The sequence below is a fragment of the Bradyrhizobium sp. ma5 genome, assembly GCF_042258955.1.
In the GTDB taxonomy this organism is placed as follows: domain Bacteria; phylum Pseudomonadota; class Alphaproteobacteria; order Rhizobiales; family Xanthobacteraceae; genus Bradyrhizobium.
On sequence record NZ_CP170156.1, the window covers coordinates 2,264,904 to 2,281,058 of the forward strand.

A 16,155-nucleotide genomic window follows, 5' to 3' on the forward strand; every position below is an offset into this window, starting at 1 on the left:
GAATGCAGACTCCCTTGACATGCCCAGGGCGCCCTCCCTTGGGCATGGCTACCATCGCAAGTTGAAGCCGTGGCTGGCTACTGAGGTTAGCGGCGCGTGACATAGACGGGGGACGGCGCCTGCTCGTGCGGGACACCGGCGGGCACCTGCGTCACGTCGCCGCTAACTTTTATCTCTCGCGAATAGCACATTCGACGGTTGGTCCACTCTAGAAGTGACGTGTCGAAAAAGAACAGATGGGCCCGGACTTATGAAAGAAATGGCTGGACGACGAATGCTTTGGTTCTGCCTTGGCCTGTTGCTGATCGGCCTGGCTGAGGCCGTCACGAGCGACAGTGTTCGTGCCGACGACAGTCCACTTGTCGACAAGGTCAGGTCGACGTGGCGAGCGCAAGACGGCGAGACAGTAGAACAAATTATTTCCAAGGTCGCGAAGGTGGCGCACTTCGTCCCTCGAACGTGGGGCGTTGCCGGAGCAATTGATCAATCTGAATATGTCTTCCTTTCGTGGACCAGACACCAAGACAAGAGATCACTCGAAGAATACGTCATCGTTTGGAAGGTCGTTCCCGACGGGACGATCAGGATTGTCTCGGCGTACGCAAAGCCAATGGAATTGGGTTGGCGGGCCTTCGCGCTCTCATTGATTGCCGGTGAAGTCGCCGACGGCGAAAATGACGTCAATCGTCGCGTTCTGCATGATCAAGCCAATTTCAACTTCGTAACGACTGCACAAGGCACGCTGGGCAATCTCCTCGGGCACGGCCGTTGCACGATCGTTGAACCTGTTAGCGTGGATTACTTGCCGAAGGTGGACGAGAATCAGACCACGAAAGGTGATCTGTGGCGTGTGCGGCTGTTGGTGAACTGCCATATTCCAAGTCCCCGTTATCTTACCCGCAAGGGGGTCATCAGCTTCGAGAAACGCGAGGGACAAGAGTGGGAGCCGCAATCCTTCCTTGCCAAGCGTATCGCGACATTTCCCCCGGGCTCTTGGTTTGATCATATTGAGCCGGATGAACGGGACGCGTTGGAAAGGGCGCGAAAGGCCTCGGCAAATGAACGCGGAGAACAATTTCGCGGCGCGGCTCATTGACGCCGGGCGCCTCGCGGCAATAGCACGTACACGCGGTCTGAAAGCTGACGTCTCATATTACGTCAATGAGGCGCTCAAGGAGCTTTGGCGAACCAGGTCGCCCGAAGAGGCAAAGAAGATTGCCGAGCGCTGGGTCCTGTGGGACGCGGAGGGAAGGCCGTGGCCGCGCATGCCACCGCTGGAAAACGTGGTTCCGTTCCATCGCGCCGACACGGCGCAGGTATCGGTTGTGAATCGGCCGGTGACGCCATTGCATGCAATCCGGGACTGGCTCGAAAAGCTGGACGACGAGGTGCAATGCGAGATCGCTGGCATGGCGGCGCTTTTGGTCTTCGAAGGTGCGGACCTTCTCGACCTCAGCAGCCGAGAGTGGTGTGACTGTCTTCGGAGGTGGCTGAGTGAGGCGGGATTGCCCGCGCATACGATCATCGGTCGTGCTTTGACGTTCCGGACCTGTTTTGAGTATTTCGCGGAGAGCAGGTTCACCGAGTCGGGGTGGAGGCGGTCCGAAACGACTGCTCTTGAAGTTCTCGAAGATGCCAAGCGTGACCCGAACTCGGAAGCCGCGCGCTTTGCACCAATTGCCGAGAAAATGCTCGATACCTTGCCCGCTCGAAAAATCTGTTGGATGGAAGTACGGAAGTCCTGGAGAGAATTGGCGAACGCCAGCCTCACAGCCCGGGCTCTCAGGGTTTGGAGCACCTCACAGATGAGATAGGAGGCAGCCCGGACCTCGTTGAGCAGTGCGTCGCATCCCGAAAGACTTTAGCTAGGCGCCAACGACCGGTACGTGCTTGCGCTCGAACTCGACCCGGCCGGTGACCAAGCACCCTGTAAGGTCGCCTTGGGCAACTTCGTGCTGCCGTATGGTCGAGTTCGGCAAAAGCGACGACCGGCAGCATCTCAAGTTGCGTGTTGTCCAGTCGTTTTCTGTCTCGTCTGGTTGAAGACGGTGATGGTTGGAAACCCGACACGAGGACGCTCGCATTCCGTCGTCAGGCAAAGCCCGCAATCAGTGTTTTGCGCGCCGCGCAGCCGTTGCTGGTATGACTTGATCCATTCCGATCAACGCGGCGCCGTTGCTGCTTATGGTCAGGCGTCGGACGGCGACTGCATGTGGCTGTGTACTCCGAATGGCTTCTGGCGCTTGCTGATTATGCAGTCCCGTCAGCTGTGCTTCGCGATCATATTGATTTGCACGCGCCGCCATCGGCGCGCCGATTGCATAGACATTCCAACTGCCACATGCCGGAGAACTTTATGTGCTCTGCTTCTCTCGTTTCCCGCCTTGATCCACCGAAGGAGGCGGCTCCTCGCAACGCCTATCTGGTCGGAACAGGCATCGCCGCCCTGGCCGCAGCGGCCTACCTCGTCAAGGAGGGCGAGCTATCGGGCCCGAATATCGTCCTGTTTGAGCAGATGGAGCAATTCGGCGGAAGCCTCGACGCGCATGGCAGTCCGAAGGATGGATACGTCATGCGTGGCGGCCGCATGTTCGAGGAAAAGTTCAACTGCACCTACGACTTGTTGTCCTTCATTCCCTCGTTTGTCGACCCGGCCAAGTCGGCGAAGGACGAACTGATGAAGTTCCATCAGGAGTTCTTCTGGAACGACAAGGCGCGCTTGGTTTCGGGCGGTCAGATCGTCGACGTCTCCGATCTCGGTTTCAGAGAGAGAGCTCGGCTCGACCTGATCGCGCTTTGCGCGGCTCCAGAATCGGTGCTTGACGTCAGGACGATCCAGGACTGGTTCGAACCCCACTTTTTCCGCAGCAATTTCTGGTTCATCTGGTCCACGACCTTTGCTTTTGCGCCTTGGCACAGTGTGGTCGAGTTCAAGCGCTACTGTCTACGCTTCCTGCATCTGTTCTCGACGATCGATACCATGGCGGGGATCTACCGCACGCAATTCAATCAGTTCGACGCCATGGTCCGCCCGATCGTTGCATGGTTGAAGGCCCGGGGCGTGCGGCTCGAGACGGGGGCGGAAGTGACCGATATTGATGTTGTGATCGAAGGCGGGCAGAAGACTGCGACACGGTTGCGGTATCGGCAGGGCGACGAGGACCGCGCCATCGATTTGGCTGAACGTGATCTTGTGTTCGTGACCAACGGGTCAATGACATCCGATACCAGCTACGGTTCGATGGACACGGTTCCGGTGCTGAATACGGAGCGAAACGGAGGTTCGTGGAAACTTTGGGAGCGTCTGGCTGCCAAGAGTCCAGACTTCGGGTGCCCCGCCGTCTTCGTTTCCAGGATCGACCAGTCCAAATGGGAATCGTTCACAGTCACGGCGGACGACTCGCGCTTCTTCGACCGGCTTGAAGCCTTCTCCGGCAGTAGGGCCGGCAAGGGCGGACTTGTAACGATCAAAGACTCCAGTTGGCTCCTGACCGTCGTCCTTAACCGTCAACCGCACTTTTACGAACAGCCGGAGAATGTCTGGGTGTGGTGGGGCTATGGGCTCTTCCCGGACAAGCGGGGCAACTTCGTGCATAAGCCCATGTCGGAGTGCACGGGGCGTGAAATTCTGATCGAATTGCTTTCGCACCTGCGATTCACAGAGAGTATTCGGCACATTCTCGAGACTTCGCGCGTCATAACGGCGATGATGCCTTACATTACCGCCCAGTTCATGCCGCGCATGAGGACCGACCGACCGAAGGTCATCCCGAAGGGGGCGCGCAACCTCGCCTTCATCGGCCAGTTCTGCGAGATTCCCGACGACGTTGTCTTTACCGTCGAATATTCCGTGCGCGCGGCGCAGACCGCCGTTTTCGGCTTGCTCGATGTCCAGCGTCCGGTCTCGCCCTTTTACAAGGGCCAGCACGATCCCCGTGTCCTCTTCGACGCCTGGAAGACGCTGCACCGCCATTGATCAACGGAACGAGCCAACGACTATGGGACGTGTGAACGACAAGGTCATTCTGGTGACCGGCGGGGCTCGCGGGATGGGTGCGGCTCATGCGCGCCTGCTGGTGGCTGAGGGGGCCAGCGTCGTCATCACGGATATTCTTCATACAGAAGGAGAGGCTCTCGCGGCTCAACTTGGCGGATCCGCCGTCTATGTCCGTCAGGACGTTACCCAGCCGGAAGAGTGGGCCCAGGCGATCGCAGGCGCCGAGCGTCGCTTCGGCGCGCTGCACGGGCTGGTCAACAACGCCGGGATCGCCAACATAGCCCCTATCGAGCAGTTCCCGCTCGATCAGTGGAACAAGACCCTTGCCGTCAATCTAACCGGCGTATTCCTCGGAATGCAGGCAGCCCTGCCGGCCATCCGGCGCGCGGGCGGAGGTTCGATCGTCAACGTCTCGTCGGTCGAGGGGCTGCGGGGGAGTGCCGGACTCCACGCCTATGTCGCTTCCAAGTTCGGCGTGCGGGGCATAACCAAGTCCGCTGCGCTGGAAGCTGCGGCCTCGGGAGTCCGCGTCAACTCGATCCATCCCGGCTTCACTGCCACCCCGATGACCGAGGGCTTCGAGTCCTCCCTTTTCCCCGTTCCACTGGGGCGCGCAGCCGAGCCGCAGGAAGTGTCGCAGGTCGTCTTGTTCCTACTCAGCGACGAGTCCAGTTACCTTACCGGTTCCGAGATCGTCATCGATGGCGGTCTGACGGTCGGCGTCCCGCGCAAATGCCTGGCGCCCGAGAACATCTTTTGATGAGCCCAACTGATCGTCCAATCCAATCGGATAGAAAGTCGCGATGTATTATGGTAGCGGAAATTACGAAGCTTTTGCCCGCCCTCGCAAACCCGAAGGTGTGGACAGCAAGACTGCATGGTTCGTCGGTGCGGGACTGGCGGCGCTTTCCGGTGCGGCCTTCCTGATCCGCGATGGCCATATGCGTGGCGACCGGATCACCATCCTCGAACGGCTGAAGATACCCGGTGGGGCTCTCGACGGTAACCAAGACCTGGAAAGGGGCTTCGTGGTCCGGGGGGGCCGCGAGATGGAGGATCATTTCGAGTGCCTATGGGATTTGTTCCGATCAATCCCCTCGCTGGAAATAGAAGGTGCCAGTGTGCTCGACGAGTTCTACTGGTTGAACAAGGATGATCCGAACTACTCGCTACAGCGGGCGACGGTGAACCAGGGACAGGACGCGCGCACCGACGGCCTCTTTACTCTGAACGAAAAGGCGCAGAAGGAAATGATTGCCGTCTTTCTTGCCTCCCGTGAGGAGATGGAGAACAAGCGCATCGACGAAGTGTTCGGGAAGGATTTTTTTTACAGCAATTTTTGGCTCTACTGGCGGACGATGTTCGCCTTTGAGGAATGGCATTCCGCCCTGGAGATGAAGCTCTATCTGCATCGGTTCATCCACCATATTGGGGGCCTGCCGGATTTCAGCGCGCTGAAGTTCACCAGGTACAATCAGTATGATTCGCTGGTTCTACCGTTGTGCAAATGGCTGTTGGAACAGGGCGTCAACTTCCGCTACGACGTCGAAGTCATTGATGTCGATTTCGACATAAAGACTGGATGCAAGCAGGCCACGGCCATCCACTGGCTGGAGGATGGCGTCGCCGGCAGTATCGGCCTTGGGGCTGACGATCTTGTATTCATCACGATCGGGTCGCTCACCGAAAACTCGGACAAGGGCGACCATCACACGCCCTCCAAGCTCGACGAAGGCCCGGCGCCTGCTTGGGATCTGTGGCGGCGTATTGCGGCCAAGGACGCGGCTTTCGGCCGCCCGGACGTCTTCGGCGGCAATATCCCTGCAACCAAATGGGAATCGGCGACGATCACGACGCTAGACGCGCGCATTCCGGCATATATCCGCAAGATCGCCAAACGCGATCCGTTCAGCGGCAGGGTCGTCACGGGAGGGATCGTCACGGCGAAGGATTCGAACTGGCTGCTCAGTTGGACCGTAAACCGCCAGCCGCATTTCAAGCACCAGCCCAGTAATCAGATCGTCGTCTGGGTCTATTCACTGTTCGTCGACAAGCCTGGCGATTACGTGAACAGACCGATGCAAGATTGCACGGGCGAGGAAATCACGCAGGAATGGCTGTATCACCTCGGCGTGCCGGTCGAAGACATACCGGGACTCGCGGCGACGGCAGCAAAGACAGTGCCGGTGATGATGCCCTACGTCACCTCTTTCTTCATGCCGCGGCAGGCGGGTGATCGACCAGATGTTGTGCCCAAAGGCGCCGTCAATTTTGCCTTCATCGGCCAGTTTGCTGAGTCGGCGGAGCGCGATTGCATCTTCACGACCGAATACTCAGTTCGCACGGCGATGGAGGCCGTCTACACGCTCCTCAACGTCGAACGCGCTGTGCCGGAGGTGTTCAACTCGACCTATGATATCCGCAAGCTGCTTGCGGCAATCGGCAGACTGCGCGACGGCAAGGAAGTCAAAATCCCCGGAGCGGCGTTCTTGCGCGAGCTAATGCTGAAGAATATCGACGCCACAGAGCCCGGCAAAACTGCTCAATGAATATCATCGATCTCCGAGTGAGCGGGGCTTTGTGCGGTTCGCCTGTCTTGTGCAACTGGAGGGCTCTGTTCTCTACTGCTCGCACGGGCGTGAATTGTAAGGGGTAAGTCCTTCGTCGAGGGTCAAAGGTATTACAACCGCAACATTGGCGCACACGAAGCTGCCAACCTGTCAAATCAGACATGAGAACCGGGTCTAGAGGTTAGGTAGTCCAAATTGAGCACCCTGGTGCGATCGCAGATCGGACGTATGGGCCTCGATTTGGATTGCGCAGCACGGACATCTACTAGCTAGGACGTTGATTCATAACCATTGATCCAGAATTCAGACGAGACAGCTTGCCTGTTAATCGGGTTGAAGAACCGCTCGACTTGGTTGCGAGCGGTAGAGACAAGGCTGAAGCAGATCGGACTGTTGCGATCACGTTTTTGGCGGGATGTTGGCGCTATGCGTGAAGGCCGGCCGAAATCACTTGCCCAATGGGTGACGATGGCAGTTATTTCTGGATTAGGCCGAGTAAGCGTTACCACGACGCTCCCTACGACGGGGCAAGCACAATGAGACGAGACAATATTTCTGGCAACAGGCTGTGGACTTGGCAGAAGATTGTACTTTGGCTTTCCATCGCCGCCATTCTTGCAGCCGCAATCGGCTTTTCCTGGAATCCAACCCCGCTCGCGCAAGCGCTCGCGGCGATTTTCATTGCCTGCGCGCTGATCCACGCCGCTCTTGCGTATGGTACGCGGCGAGCGTCAATCCTGTTCGCTATGTGCAGCGCAATTGCCTTTACGACGGAAAACCTCGGCACCGCTACGGGCTTTCCATTCGGCAGCTATCATTTCGAGGTCGGCGCAGATCTACCTCATATCGGCCTTGTCCCGCTGATAATCGGACCGTCGTGGTTCGGGGCTGGCTATTTTTCGTGGACAGTGGCGTCTATCCTACTTGACGGCGCCGATCGGCAGCTCGATCGGCCTTTCAACTTGATCGCTCTGCCAGTCGTCGCTGCGTTCGTAATGACCCAATGGGATCTAGTGGTGGATGCCCCGAATGCGACTATCGCCAAGGTTTGGATATGGCACGACGGCGGTGGAGTGTTTGGTGTTCGTCTCTCCAACTATCTCGGCTGGCTTCTCAATTCATGGTTGATTTTTGAGTCCTTCGCGCTCTACCTGCGCCGAAGTGAGCTCCCGATGCCTGCAAGGATGAGCTTCGAGCTATCGGTAACCGGCATCCTTTTCTATATAGGTGCCGGTCTTACACAGATCGTGCCCTGGATAATGGGACAAGCAGGAGAGGCCGTTGATGCCAGGGGATATGGCTGGCAGGTCCACGACATCGGGGAAGCGACTGTCGCGATCCTGTTGTTCACGATGGTCTTTACGGCGTTGTTGGCAGCGCTACGCCTCCAGCGCCTAGCGAGTTCGAATAGCTCGCCAACTGCGTTTGGGGCAGAGCGGACGTCACCACCGCGTCATGAGTACACGCCCTAGCTAGGGCACAACCAATACGCTCCTGAGGCGCCGCTGTATCGCAGCGACCGAATTCGGCATGACGCTCGGTTCTGAGCGGGCCAGCAGCGGGGCCTTTGAATTCTGAGAAGCCCCAGTTTTTTGACGGACGCGGGCCGACGAGGTCGGGAGGGCGGAATCGTTCCCCTTGATGCATAACATGGCTGGTGATGGTAGCCGCATCAATCGCGCCCTTACGTGATGCCGCGGTCGACCATCTGCTTCACCTTCCTGTAGTCGCGTTCGATGTGCCATCTGAGTTCTATATCGACCAGGTGGCGGAAGGAGTTGTTCTCAGGTAGCGCCGAAGTTCGGTATCCATAACGTCGCCGGTCGCCGCCGTACGGCTGGCTGCGGTCGGAGGGAGTAGAGCGCGGTCGGCCCTTGCTTCACGCTTGGCGGATTGCTTATCTCACCGCAGAGGCGGCTGTGTTTTGAGACGATCCAACATCTTCGATCCCTCGCTGAACGACTTCGACCAGCATTTCTCGGCGAAGTCCAAGTGGCACTTCAATAGCTCAGAGAGATTCTTGGAGTCGGCAAGAGTTTTCAGAAAGGTGGCCTGATCGTGCAGAGAGGAAGCAGTCAAGCTTAATCCGTCCTTTAGTGCCGTAGCGAACAGGTTCCTTGCCGCTTCGATCGATTTTTGCCATTCCGGAAACGTAAATGGAATGCGCGATGCCGCCGGTTCTTCAACGCCATCGGCGACGCCGCCCGCTACCCGGGCCAGTTCGGGCTCTGGACGTGCCCGCCGTTCGCGTTTTTCGTCTTCGATTGTATTCGCGGGCATTCGACATCTCCTGGCCTGAAAGTGGATTGTAACGTGCTGAGTTGTTCGCTGCTCAGTTCCGATCATCAACCTTCAGAATGTACCACAATCTCCAACGTGCCATACCTACCTCATTTGGTACGGCGTGATCGCACTGCATATTGCGCGTTCTGCGTGCCATTTGCCCGGATGCTCACCCGTCCCCGGCTGAGAGGCTGAGAATCGCGGCAACCTCGTTGAGGATAGAGTCGGCTGCGCATAGATCGCCGGTGCCGCCAAAGGCGGTACCGACACCTGTTGCGGGACGGCTGGCCGAAAGTGAACTGGTGCTCTATCGGCCTCATCAGAACGGCTTTTGCACGCGCGCCGCGGAGCCTACGGCTCCGAAATTGCAGGCGAGCCGACATCACATGGCGAGGACTCCTCCCGAGGCGCAGCAGATGGGTGGTTGGATAGTGACGGTCGCCATCTTCAAGGAAGACAGCGACGACGAAGAATTCAGGCACGTAACTTACGCGGTTGCGGTCGCCAACCCGAAGGAAGCCGTGAAGCTCACTCTGAAAGACTCCGGTGCCAAGGCCGCAATGCTAAACGGCCCGATCGAAGAGCAGCAATTGCAAAGGCTCGGTGTGGAACCTGGTGAGCTGATCGTTGTTCACGATGACGAGATCGATCCGATCATCTCACGCCCTCGACCTCACTAAGCGCTGAACATCCAGCTGTGTCCGGTTGATGGCATGCATGTCCGGAAGCCGCCGCCGTAGTGCGAGTAGTCAGCCACACGAGGTGTGAAAGTGCACCGTTTTGCCCTCTTGCACCGTGACCGTCTGGCACGCGGGTTGCTGAGAGACGTCTGGCTTGGCTGCTCATATCTTCACGCAACCCCCCTGAGACAGCAAAGCCTCTATTGTCGGCGCAACTCGCGCGGGTGGTCCTCCAGCCGCCCGCGCGTTTTTCGAAGCCGGCCGGTGGAGATCATGCCATGACGCGCGCAAAGGCTTCGGAGAATGCCATAGCTGCACTCAGTCGATGGTCCCAGGGAAAGATCGCAACCAGCATCGTACTTGCCGCGATTGCGAAGCTAGAGTCCCACTCTTCCGGAATAGTGGGTCTCGCGATGTAGCGGACGAATCCTCATCGCGCTCTAGAAGCTTGATCCGGAAAGCTAACTCACCGCTTTCGCGGATCAATCCTAAAAATTGAGCAGTTGCAGCCATGAGCGAGAAAGCGGATATTCTGGTGATCGGCCTCGGTGCCATGGGCAGCGCGGTGCTCTATCAGATGGCCAAGCGCAGGGTGAAGGTGGTCGGCCTCGACCGATTTGCCCCTCCCCACATCATGGGGGCCAGTCATGGCGAAACCCGCATCACACGGCAGGCCGTCGGTGAAGGCCGCGACTACGTGCCCCTGGTTCTGGATACGCATCGGATCTGGCATGAGCTCGAAGCCGAGACGGATGGCCAGCTCCTGAACGCTTGTGGTGTCCTCGTCATGGCACCCGGCGTCGGTGAGGCGTCGCACCACGGCAAGTCGAATTTCGTCGCGCGCTCGATTGAGACAGCCCATGATTTCGGCATCACGCACGAAGTGCTCAACGGGAAGAGGTTGCCTATCGCTTCCCGCAGTTCTTGAATCTTCGGGGCGACGAGAAAGCGTATTACGAGCCCGGTGGCGGATACGTTCTTCCGGAGCGTTGCATCAAAGCGCAGCTGACACGCGCGGAGCAGCTGGGGGCGGTGATCCGCACGGGTGTTGAGGTTCTCTCGATCGCGCAGGTTGGTTCGGTTGTTCGGGTCGAGACCTCTTCCGGAACATTCGAAGCGAGCCAAGTGGTCGTGTCGGCGGGGGCCTGGAATGCTCACCTGCTGGGGGCGCCGTTCGTCCGTGTACTGACAGCAAACCGCCAGGTGCTCCATTGGTACGAGCTCAAGGACACGAGCGCCTACCGCGCAAACGCGCCGGTGTTCATCTGGATGCACGGCGCGACTGACGTCGATTATCTCTACGGTTTCCCGCCGCCGCCGGGTGATCATCGCCTCAAGGTGGCGACCGAGCAATACGGGACCAGCACGACGGCCGACGCCGTCGATCGCACCGTCGATCCGGCTGAGTCGGCCAGGATGTATCGCGAGCACGTCGAGAGCCGGCTTGCGGGCGCCACGCCCCGCGTCGCACAGGCGGCCGCCTGTCTCTACACAGTGACGCCCGATCGGGATTTCATCATCGACCGGCATCCCGACCAGGACAGGGTTTTTGTGGTCTCAGCATGCTCCGGTCACGGCTTCAAGCACTCGGCCGGCATTGGGAACGTCGTGGCTGAAATGATCACCAACGGCCGAAGTGCGATCGACCTTACGCCTTTCTCCGCGTCCCGATTTCTGTGACGTTCGGCGCGACCATCGCGTGGCGCGCCTGCGGCGTGATTGCAGTCCTGAAGGTGTCACCCAAAGAGATATCTCGCCGGTCTCGATTTGTTCGATTTCGAGAGCGTTAGCTAGCCAGCGTTGATCAGCGGCTGTTTGGCGACCTTGAGGCGCGTTACACTGCGGCGGCCGTCGACGCTGACGGGCACATCACCATCGATAGTGGCACGACGCACGACGCGATGCTCGTCGCCGTAGTCGTTGACCGCATAATGCTGCGTCGTACGGTTGTCCCATATCGCTATATCGCCCTCCATCCAGTTCCACCGCACGGTGTTTTCGGGCGCGGTGATGTGAGACTGGAACAGGTCGAACAGCTTGTGGCCGTCGTACTTGGGGACGCCAACAAAGCGCTGCACCAAGGCACCGAGCACGAGCGTCCGCTCGTCTGTCTCGGGGTGGATGCGCACAACGGGATGCTCAGTTTCAAAAATTGTTCTCGTGAAAACCGCGTCATAGTGTTTCTTATCCACCTCACGGACGCGGGCCATTCCGGCGTAGTCGAAAACGTTGCTGTGCACGGCCCAAAGCTCGTCGGCAAGCCGTTGTAGGGGGGGCGGCAGATCCAGATAGGCGGCCGCTGTATTCGACCACAGCGTATCGCCACCGAACGGTGGGATTACGACTGCTCGCAGAACCAAGATCTTCGGATAGGCATCGGCGAAGGTCCCATCCGCATGCCATATGTCGGCGCGACCGCCACCGCGACTGGAGTCAAGCTCGAGGAGCGACGCCGTTCCTTTGCTGGCACCGAGCATCGGATGGGGGACCAGCTTTCCGAAACGAGCTGCAAAGCGCTCGTGCTCGGCGTCATCAAGATGGCCCTGGTTCCGGAAGAAGATCACCTTGTGCTCGAGTAACAAGCTAGTGATCGCAGCGATGGTCTGCGTCGGCAAATCGCCCGTGAGCCTGAGATCTCTGATTTCCGCACCGATGCGCGCTGCGCGTTTCACAACGTTGCTGCGCGGAATAGCATGATCGATCAAAGCCGTTGCACTCATCGTGGCTTATTTTCCAAGTCTCGTGGTTGCTTGCTCGTCCCAGCCGGTGAATAGTCCTCAGCAAGCATCGTGCCAGGCGAAGGGGTCACGCCCTGCAACGGCCATCTACGACATGAGCAGTCAAGGATCGGGAAGTGCGGCGCGAGCCGGTCAAGGGACTGAGCTCAGGATTCCATCGGGTGCTCAAAGCAGTCGGCGCCGACGTCTTCCTTCAACATCATCGAGGTCGACAGCAATGACGGGCGAGCGAAAGATCTTCAGTGCAGCTCTTCGCGATCAGCTATTTCCTTCAAAAGAAGGTCGTGGTTCTGCAAAATTGGCACCAGCTCATGGTGGTCATGAACGATGTAATCCGGCTGCGCTGCCCGCAAGCGCGCTTCGGAAACAAATCCGCCCGTCATCGACACGCTGAGAAGTCCGAGATTGCGCGCAATCTCCGTCTCGACTTCCATGTCGCCGACGATGACGGTTCTTCCGGGGGGTAGATCATTGACCTGCATATATTGGCGCAACCTGTCCTCCTTGCTCATGCTTCTAAACTGACTTGTGCGGCTCTCAAATGCCAAAATTGTAGGGACGTAAGTCTCGATACCGAGTCTTCGTACTTGTACGCGAATTGGTTCGACAATGTGATTGCTAAGAATGACGGTTGGAATGGATTGTCGACGTGCGGCAAGCAAGAGATGTTTTGCGCCCTTGCGCAAAACAGTCCTACTCGCCAGCGGTTCGTATGTGTCGTGAAAGATGGCGTTGTCATTGCCAAGCACCGCGTCGACTTCGTCTTCTGACACGTCCAGCTTGCGGAAAATTGCGGAGAGCGGAAGCTCGAACTCTTCGCGAAACCTATGCATATCGATAGCGGCGCGACTGAAGCGGCTCAGAACTGCATTGATCGCTTCCAACACCGCGCTAGCGTCATCGAGCAGCGTACCATTCCAGTCGAAGACAATCGCGGATTTCATCGGTGAACCTTAAGTAAGTGATGGCGCGACAAAATGAGTCCGAAACCGGGCGATTTCAGATCTGCTTGCCGGGGGCGGTCATGCTGGGTATGTCCCCTATCGTAGGTGCAGCGCGCCTCAGTGAGCCGAACGGGCGGACCGTTCTTCGCCCGGACGGAAGGGTCAGAGAGGGGAGTATTGCTGCTTTCGTGCCTCTATTCTTCGATTGATTTTATCTAAGCAATGAGCATGCCAGCCGCCGCTTGCATACAATAAGGCCGGCCAAACGTTGGGAAGCATCTCGGTGTGCCTATAAGCGATGTGCTGGACCTGACACGACATGGTGCCGCTGTCAGAATGTGGACAGGAGTCGATGCAGCCGTGGAGGTTGACCGGATTGGGGCGCCAATGAATTGCGCGAATTTATCGATGATGAGCATCGCTCGCATCCAGTCGGCACCTGCGGAATGGGTACCGGTCGGCTGGCCCTCGTCGTCCCGAACTGCGGGTTCACGGCATCGACGGTCTGCGGGTCGTTGACGCTTCGGTCATGCCGGAATTGCCGGGCGGCAACGCCAAAGTGCCGACCGATCATGATCGGCGAAAAAGCTTCGGACATGATCCGGGGCCGCAAACTCGCGCCGGCAACGGACGTGTGAGTCGATTGTGGTGAAGCGCGTCTCAGCATGCGGACGAAGAGAAGACACGGAAATGTGCAAGATCGTGCGTTATGGCCAGCCGAATGATCCGGATCACCTCCGGACTTATTGCGAACAGAAGCATCTTCCATTGGCGGCCCAACTGCTCGGACTGGCCGAGCGTGGCCGGCGAATCGCCGATCGGTGCATTTGTAGAGGTCGCCAACGTTGCGGACGCCGGTCAGATAGATTCTGAGCGTGGCGATGTCAGCCAGCCCCGCATTTCGAATCGCGAGCATGCGGCCAATCTTGGCGAGAGCATAATCGCACTGCTTGTCGAATTCGCCCCGAAAGCGGACTTGAGGTGCATACTGTGTGGTGCTGTCCTCGTCTTCAGCGCCATACCCCACACAAAAATCGTCCCGACTCCGCCCCGGGACCGTGACAATGTCGCTGAAGTGTCCCTGATGAGAGGCGATTACGTTGGACCCACGCTTTGAGAATTGCACGACGCGTAAGGGCGGAGATAACAAGAGCAAAGAGCCAAGTGTCGCGGGACTGCAAGGAATTGAGTGCCAGGCTTTACTGCCGCTTCCGTAGATTGATGCGCTGGCGACCACCCCGCCGCGTTGGGGTCTGGATCAGGGAAACGTAGGGCCGTCAGTAGAACAAGCCTAACCTCAAGATACGGTCTATCTGATATTTGGATGCCGTTAGTCCGCTGTGGCCGAACCTGATCCGAGTGCCACAATTGGGGGGCGGAAATATCGGGGACGGTCGCAGGAATCCGAGATCGAGCCGACGGTCGGTCAGCATCTCGGCCTATTGGCTGGTGGAGGCGTGAAGCAGCTCGAGACGTATCTCCGGATAGGCTTGCGAAAAGCGGCGCAGGATCTTGGAGAACGACGCATGGATCGGGGTTGACCCCGTGTAGCCGATGCGCAGCAGGCCCGCTTCTCCGCGCGCAGCCCGCTGCGCCGTTCCCATCGCTTGATCGAGCTGCGCAATCGCCTTGCGCACCTGTTCAAGCAGGATCTGTCCGGCCTGGGTCAGCTCGACGCCGCGGCGTTGACGCAGAAACAGCGGCGCCCCCACCTCATGCTCGAGGGCCTTGATCTGCAGGCTGAGCGGAGGCTGACTGAGGTTGAGACGGCGTGCAGCCTTGCTGAAATTCAGCTCCTCGGCGACTGCGATGAAATAGCGAAGCTGTCGGATGTCCATCCTGCTATTTAGAAATCATATGGCAGGTGCCGTCAAATCGGTATTGGACGAAATGACAGCGCTGCCGCCATCCTAAGCCTGGCACAGAAATTGACAGGCAGTCGCGGCCGCGGCTTCACCGGGGGAGGATGGATGGCAGACCTGCCAAACGAAGTGGAGATCCAGGAGGAGGGGCCACGCGAAGGCTTCCAGATCGAACCGGGACCGATCGCCTCCGCGGACAAGATCCGCCTCATCGAGGCTTTGGCGCAAACCGGGCTGCGCCACATCCAGGTTTGTTCCTTCGTCAATCCTCGCCTCGTGCCCGGATGGGCAGATGCCGATGACGTTGTCGCGGGCTTTCGGCCGGCGCCCGGCGTTCACTATGTCGGACTCTGGTTCAACGACAAGGGGCTCGATCGGGCCCTCGAGCATTCGGACAAGCTGACGCTTTCCGGCTCGATCGCGCTGTCGGCGTCCGATGCGTTCACCCGCAAGAACCTGCATCGCAGCCACACGGAAAACTTAGGAGCGATGCGCAAGCAGACGCGCCTCCATCTGTCGAAAGACGTTTTGGTTCGGCGGATCGGGGTCATGGCGGCGTTCGGCTGCAATTTCCAGGGCGATATCACGCCGGTGCAGGTCATCTCCACCCTTCGCGACGGCTTCGACATTGCGGACGAATGCGGTGTGGCAATCGACAACATTTCCCTGTCGGACACGATGGGCTGGGCGACGCCGCTGCGCGTCGAAAGGCTGCTCGGGGAGGTGCGAAGCAAGTGGCCGCATCAGCGGATCACGTTGCATCTGCACGACACCCGGGGCCTCGCGATCGCCAACGCGATGGCGGGCCTGCGCATGGGAGTGACGAAATTCGACTCGACTGTCGGCGGACTGGGCGGTTGTCCATTCGCCGCACACAAGGGCGCTGCCGGCAACATCTGCACGGAAGAGCTTGTGCTGCTGTGCGAGGAGATGGGGATCAGTACGGGCGTCGACCTCGATGCGCTGATCGAAGTCGGGCGGATGGCGGAAGAGGTCGTCGGCCACCAGCTGCCGAGCGAGCTTCTCCACGCCGGAAGCCTCAATTCATTTCGGAGGAAGGCGGCGGGTGTCCACTAAACCA

Annotated in this window: 11 protein-coding genes and 3 pseudogenes; 10 read left to right on the top strand and 4 right to left on the bottom strand. The window is 58.8% G+C overall.

What is annotated here, in order from left to right; all coding sequences use genetic code 11:
- Positions 1 to 274 precede the first annotated feature (274 nt).
- From ACE103_RS10445 to ACE103_RS10470, 6 genes and pseudogenes are all read left to right on the top strand, one after another.
- On the top strand, positions 275 to 1,096 hold the full coding sequence (locus ACE103_RS10445) for a nodulate formation efficiency C protein (RefSeq protein WP_375779334.1): 822 nt from the start codon (positions 275 to 277) through the stop codon (positions 1,094 to 1,096).
- Positions 1,059 to 1,814, top strand: a complete 756-nt coding sequence (locus tag ACE103_RS10450; protein WP_375779335.1) for a hypothetical protein — start codon at positions 1,059 to 1,061, stop codon at positions 1,812 to 1,814. The genes ACE103_RS10445 and ACE103_RS10450 overlap by 38 nt, the downstream gene beginning before the upstream one ends.
- Positions 1,815 to 2,356: 542 nt before the next feature.
- A complete protein-coding gene (locus ACE103_RS10455) occupies positions 2,357 to 3,976 on the top strand; it encodes an oleate hydratase (RefSeq protein WP_375779336.1) in 1,620 nt (539 codons plus the stop codon).
- A gap of 22 nt (positions 3,977 to 3,998) precedes the next feature.
- Entirely contained in the window at positions 3,999 to 4,757 is a 759-nt protein-coding gene (locus ACE103_RS10460; RefSeq protein WP_375779337.1) for a glucose 1-dehydrogenase, read from the top strand.
- Positions 4,758 to 4,800: 43 nt separating this feature from the next.
- Positions 4,801 to 6,553 (top strand): annotated as a pseudogene (locus ACE103_RS10465) (oleate hydratase); the annotation flags it as partial.
- Between the two features lie 550 nt (positions 6,554 to 7,103).
- Positions 7,104 to 8,039: a carotenoid biosynthesis protein gene (locus tag ACE103_RS10470; protein WP_375779338.1), complete on the top strand. Its 936-nt coding sequence runs from the start codon at positions 7,104 to 7,106 to the stop codon at positions 8,037 to 8,039.
- A gap of 430 nt (positions 8,040 to 8,469) precedes the next feature.
- Here ACE103_RS10470 and ACE103_RS10475 read toward each other — a convergent pair whose 3' ends face one another.
- Positions 8,470 to 8,847, bottom strand: coding sequence for a hypothetical protein (locus ACE103_RS10475; protein ID WP_375779339.1), 378 nt, complete (start codon positions 8,845 to 8,847; stop codon positions 8,470 to 8,472).
- Positions 8,848 to 9,236: 389 nt separating this feature from the next.
- On the opposite strand from ACE103_RS10475, the gene ACE103_RS10480 reads away from it, so the two are divergent.
- Both ACE103_RS10480 and solA read left to right on the top strand, forming a co-directional pair.
- Positions 9,237 to 9,530: a hypothetical protein gene (locus ACE103_RS10480; protein WP_375779340.1), complete on the top strand. Its 294-nt coding sequence runs from the start codon at positions 9,237 to 9,239 to the stop codon at positions 9,528 to 9,530.
- A gap of 511 nt (positions 9,531 to 10,041) precedes the next feature.
- A pseudogene (solA, locus tag ACE103_RS10485) lies at positions 10,042 to 11,210 on the top strand (N-methyl-L-tryptophan oxidase).
- A gap of 110 nt (positions 11,211 to 11,320) precedes the next feature.
- Here the strand turns inward: solA and ACE103_RS10490 are convergent.
- Together ACE103_RS10490 and ACE103_RS10495 are read right to left on the bottom strand one after the other, a co-directional pair.
- Positions 11,321 to 12,250, bottom strand: a complete 930-nt coding sequence (locus ACE103_RS10490; protein WP_375779341.1) for a TauD/TfdA dioxygenase family protein — start codon at positions 12,248 to 12,250, stop codon at positions 11,321 to 11,323.
- A gap of 257 nt (positions 12,251 to 12,507) precedes the next feature.
- Positions 12,508 to 13,212, bottom strand: a complete 705-nt coding sequence (locus ACE103_RS10495; RefSeq protein WP_375779342.1) for an HAD family hydrolase — start codon at positions 13,210 to 13,212, stop codon at positions 12,508 to 12,510.
- Positions 13,213 to 13,637: 425 nt separating this feature from the next.
- On the opposite strand from ACE103_RS10495, the pseudogene ACE103_RS10500 reads away from it, so the two are divergent.
- A pseudogene (locus tag ACE103_RS10500) lies at positions 13,638 to 13,850 on the top strand (GMC oxidoreductase); the annotation flags it as partial.
- A gap of 801 nt (positions 13,851 to 14,651) precedes the next feature.
- On the opposite strand, the gene ACE103_RS10505 reads toward ACE103_RS10500, so the two are convergent.
- Positions 14,652 to 15,050 (bottom strand): LysR family transcriptional regulator, encoded by a 399-nt coding sequence (locus ACE103_RS10505; RefSeq protein WP_375779343.1) that lies wholly within the window; start codon positions 15,048 to 15,050, stop codon positions 14,652 to 14,654.
- 90 nt (positions 15,051 to 15,140) lie between these two features.
- On the opposite strand from ACE103_RS10505, the gene ACE103_RS10510 reads away from it, so the two are divergent.
- The gene (locus tag ACE103_RS10510) at positions 15,141 to 16,151 is read left to right on the top strand and encodes a hydroxymethylglutaryl-CoA lyase (RefSeq protein ID WP_375779344.1); all 1,011 of its coding nucleotides are present in this window, start codon (positions 15,141 to 15,143) and stop codon (positions 16,149 to 16,151) included.
- Positions 16,152 to 16,155 lie beyond the last annotated feature (4 nt).

Bases quoted from the DNA above. Each gene is read 5' to 3' on its own strand.
- ACE103_RS10445 (WP_375779334.1), top strand. From the start codon at position 275: ATGCTTTGGTTCTGCCTTGGCCTGTTGCTGATCGGCCTGGCTGAGGCC.
- ACE103_RS10450 (WP_375779335.1), top strand. From the start codon at position 1,059: ATGAACGCGGAGAACAATTTCGCGGCGCGGCTCATTGACGCCGGGCGC.
- ACE103_RS10455 (WP_375779336.1), top strand. From the start codon at position 2,357: ATGTGCTCTGCTTCTCTCGTTTCCCGCCTTGATCCACCGAAGGAGGCG.
- ACE103_RS10460 (WP_375779337.1), top strand. From the start codon at position 3,999: ATGGGACGTGTGAACGACAAGGTCATTCTGGTGACCGGCGGGGCTCGC.
- ACE103_RS10470 (WP_375779338.1), top strand. From the start codon at position 7,104: ATGAGACGAGACAATATTTCTGGCAACAGGCTGTGGACTTGGCAGAAG.
- ACE103_RS10475 (WP_375779339.1), bottom strand. From the start codon at position 8,847: ATGCCCGCGAATACAATCGAAGACGAAAAACGCGAACGGCGGGCACGT.
- ACE103_RS10480 (WP_375779340.1), top strand. From the start codon at position 9,237: ATGGCGAGGACTCCTCCCGAGGCGCAGCAGATGGGTGGTTGGATAGTG.
- ACE103_RS10490 (WP_375779341.1), bottom strand. From the start codon at position 12,250: ATGAGTGCAACGGCTTTGATCGATCATGCTATTCCGCGCAGCAACGTT.
- ACE103_RS10495 (WP_375779342.1), bottom strand. From the start codon at position 13,212: ATGAAATCCGCGATTGTCTTCGACTGGAATGGTACGCTGCTCGATGAC.
- ACE103_RS10505 (WP_375779343.1), bottom strand. From the start codon at position 15,050: ATGGACATCCGACAGCTTCGCTATTTCATCGCAGTCGCCGAGGAGCTG.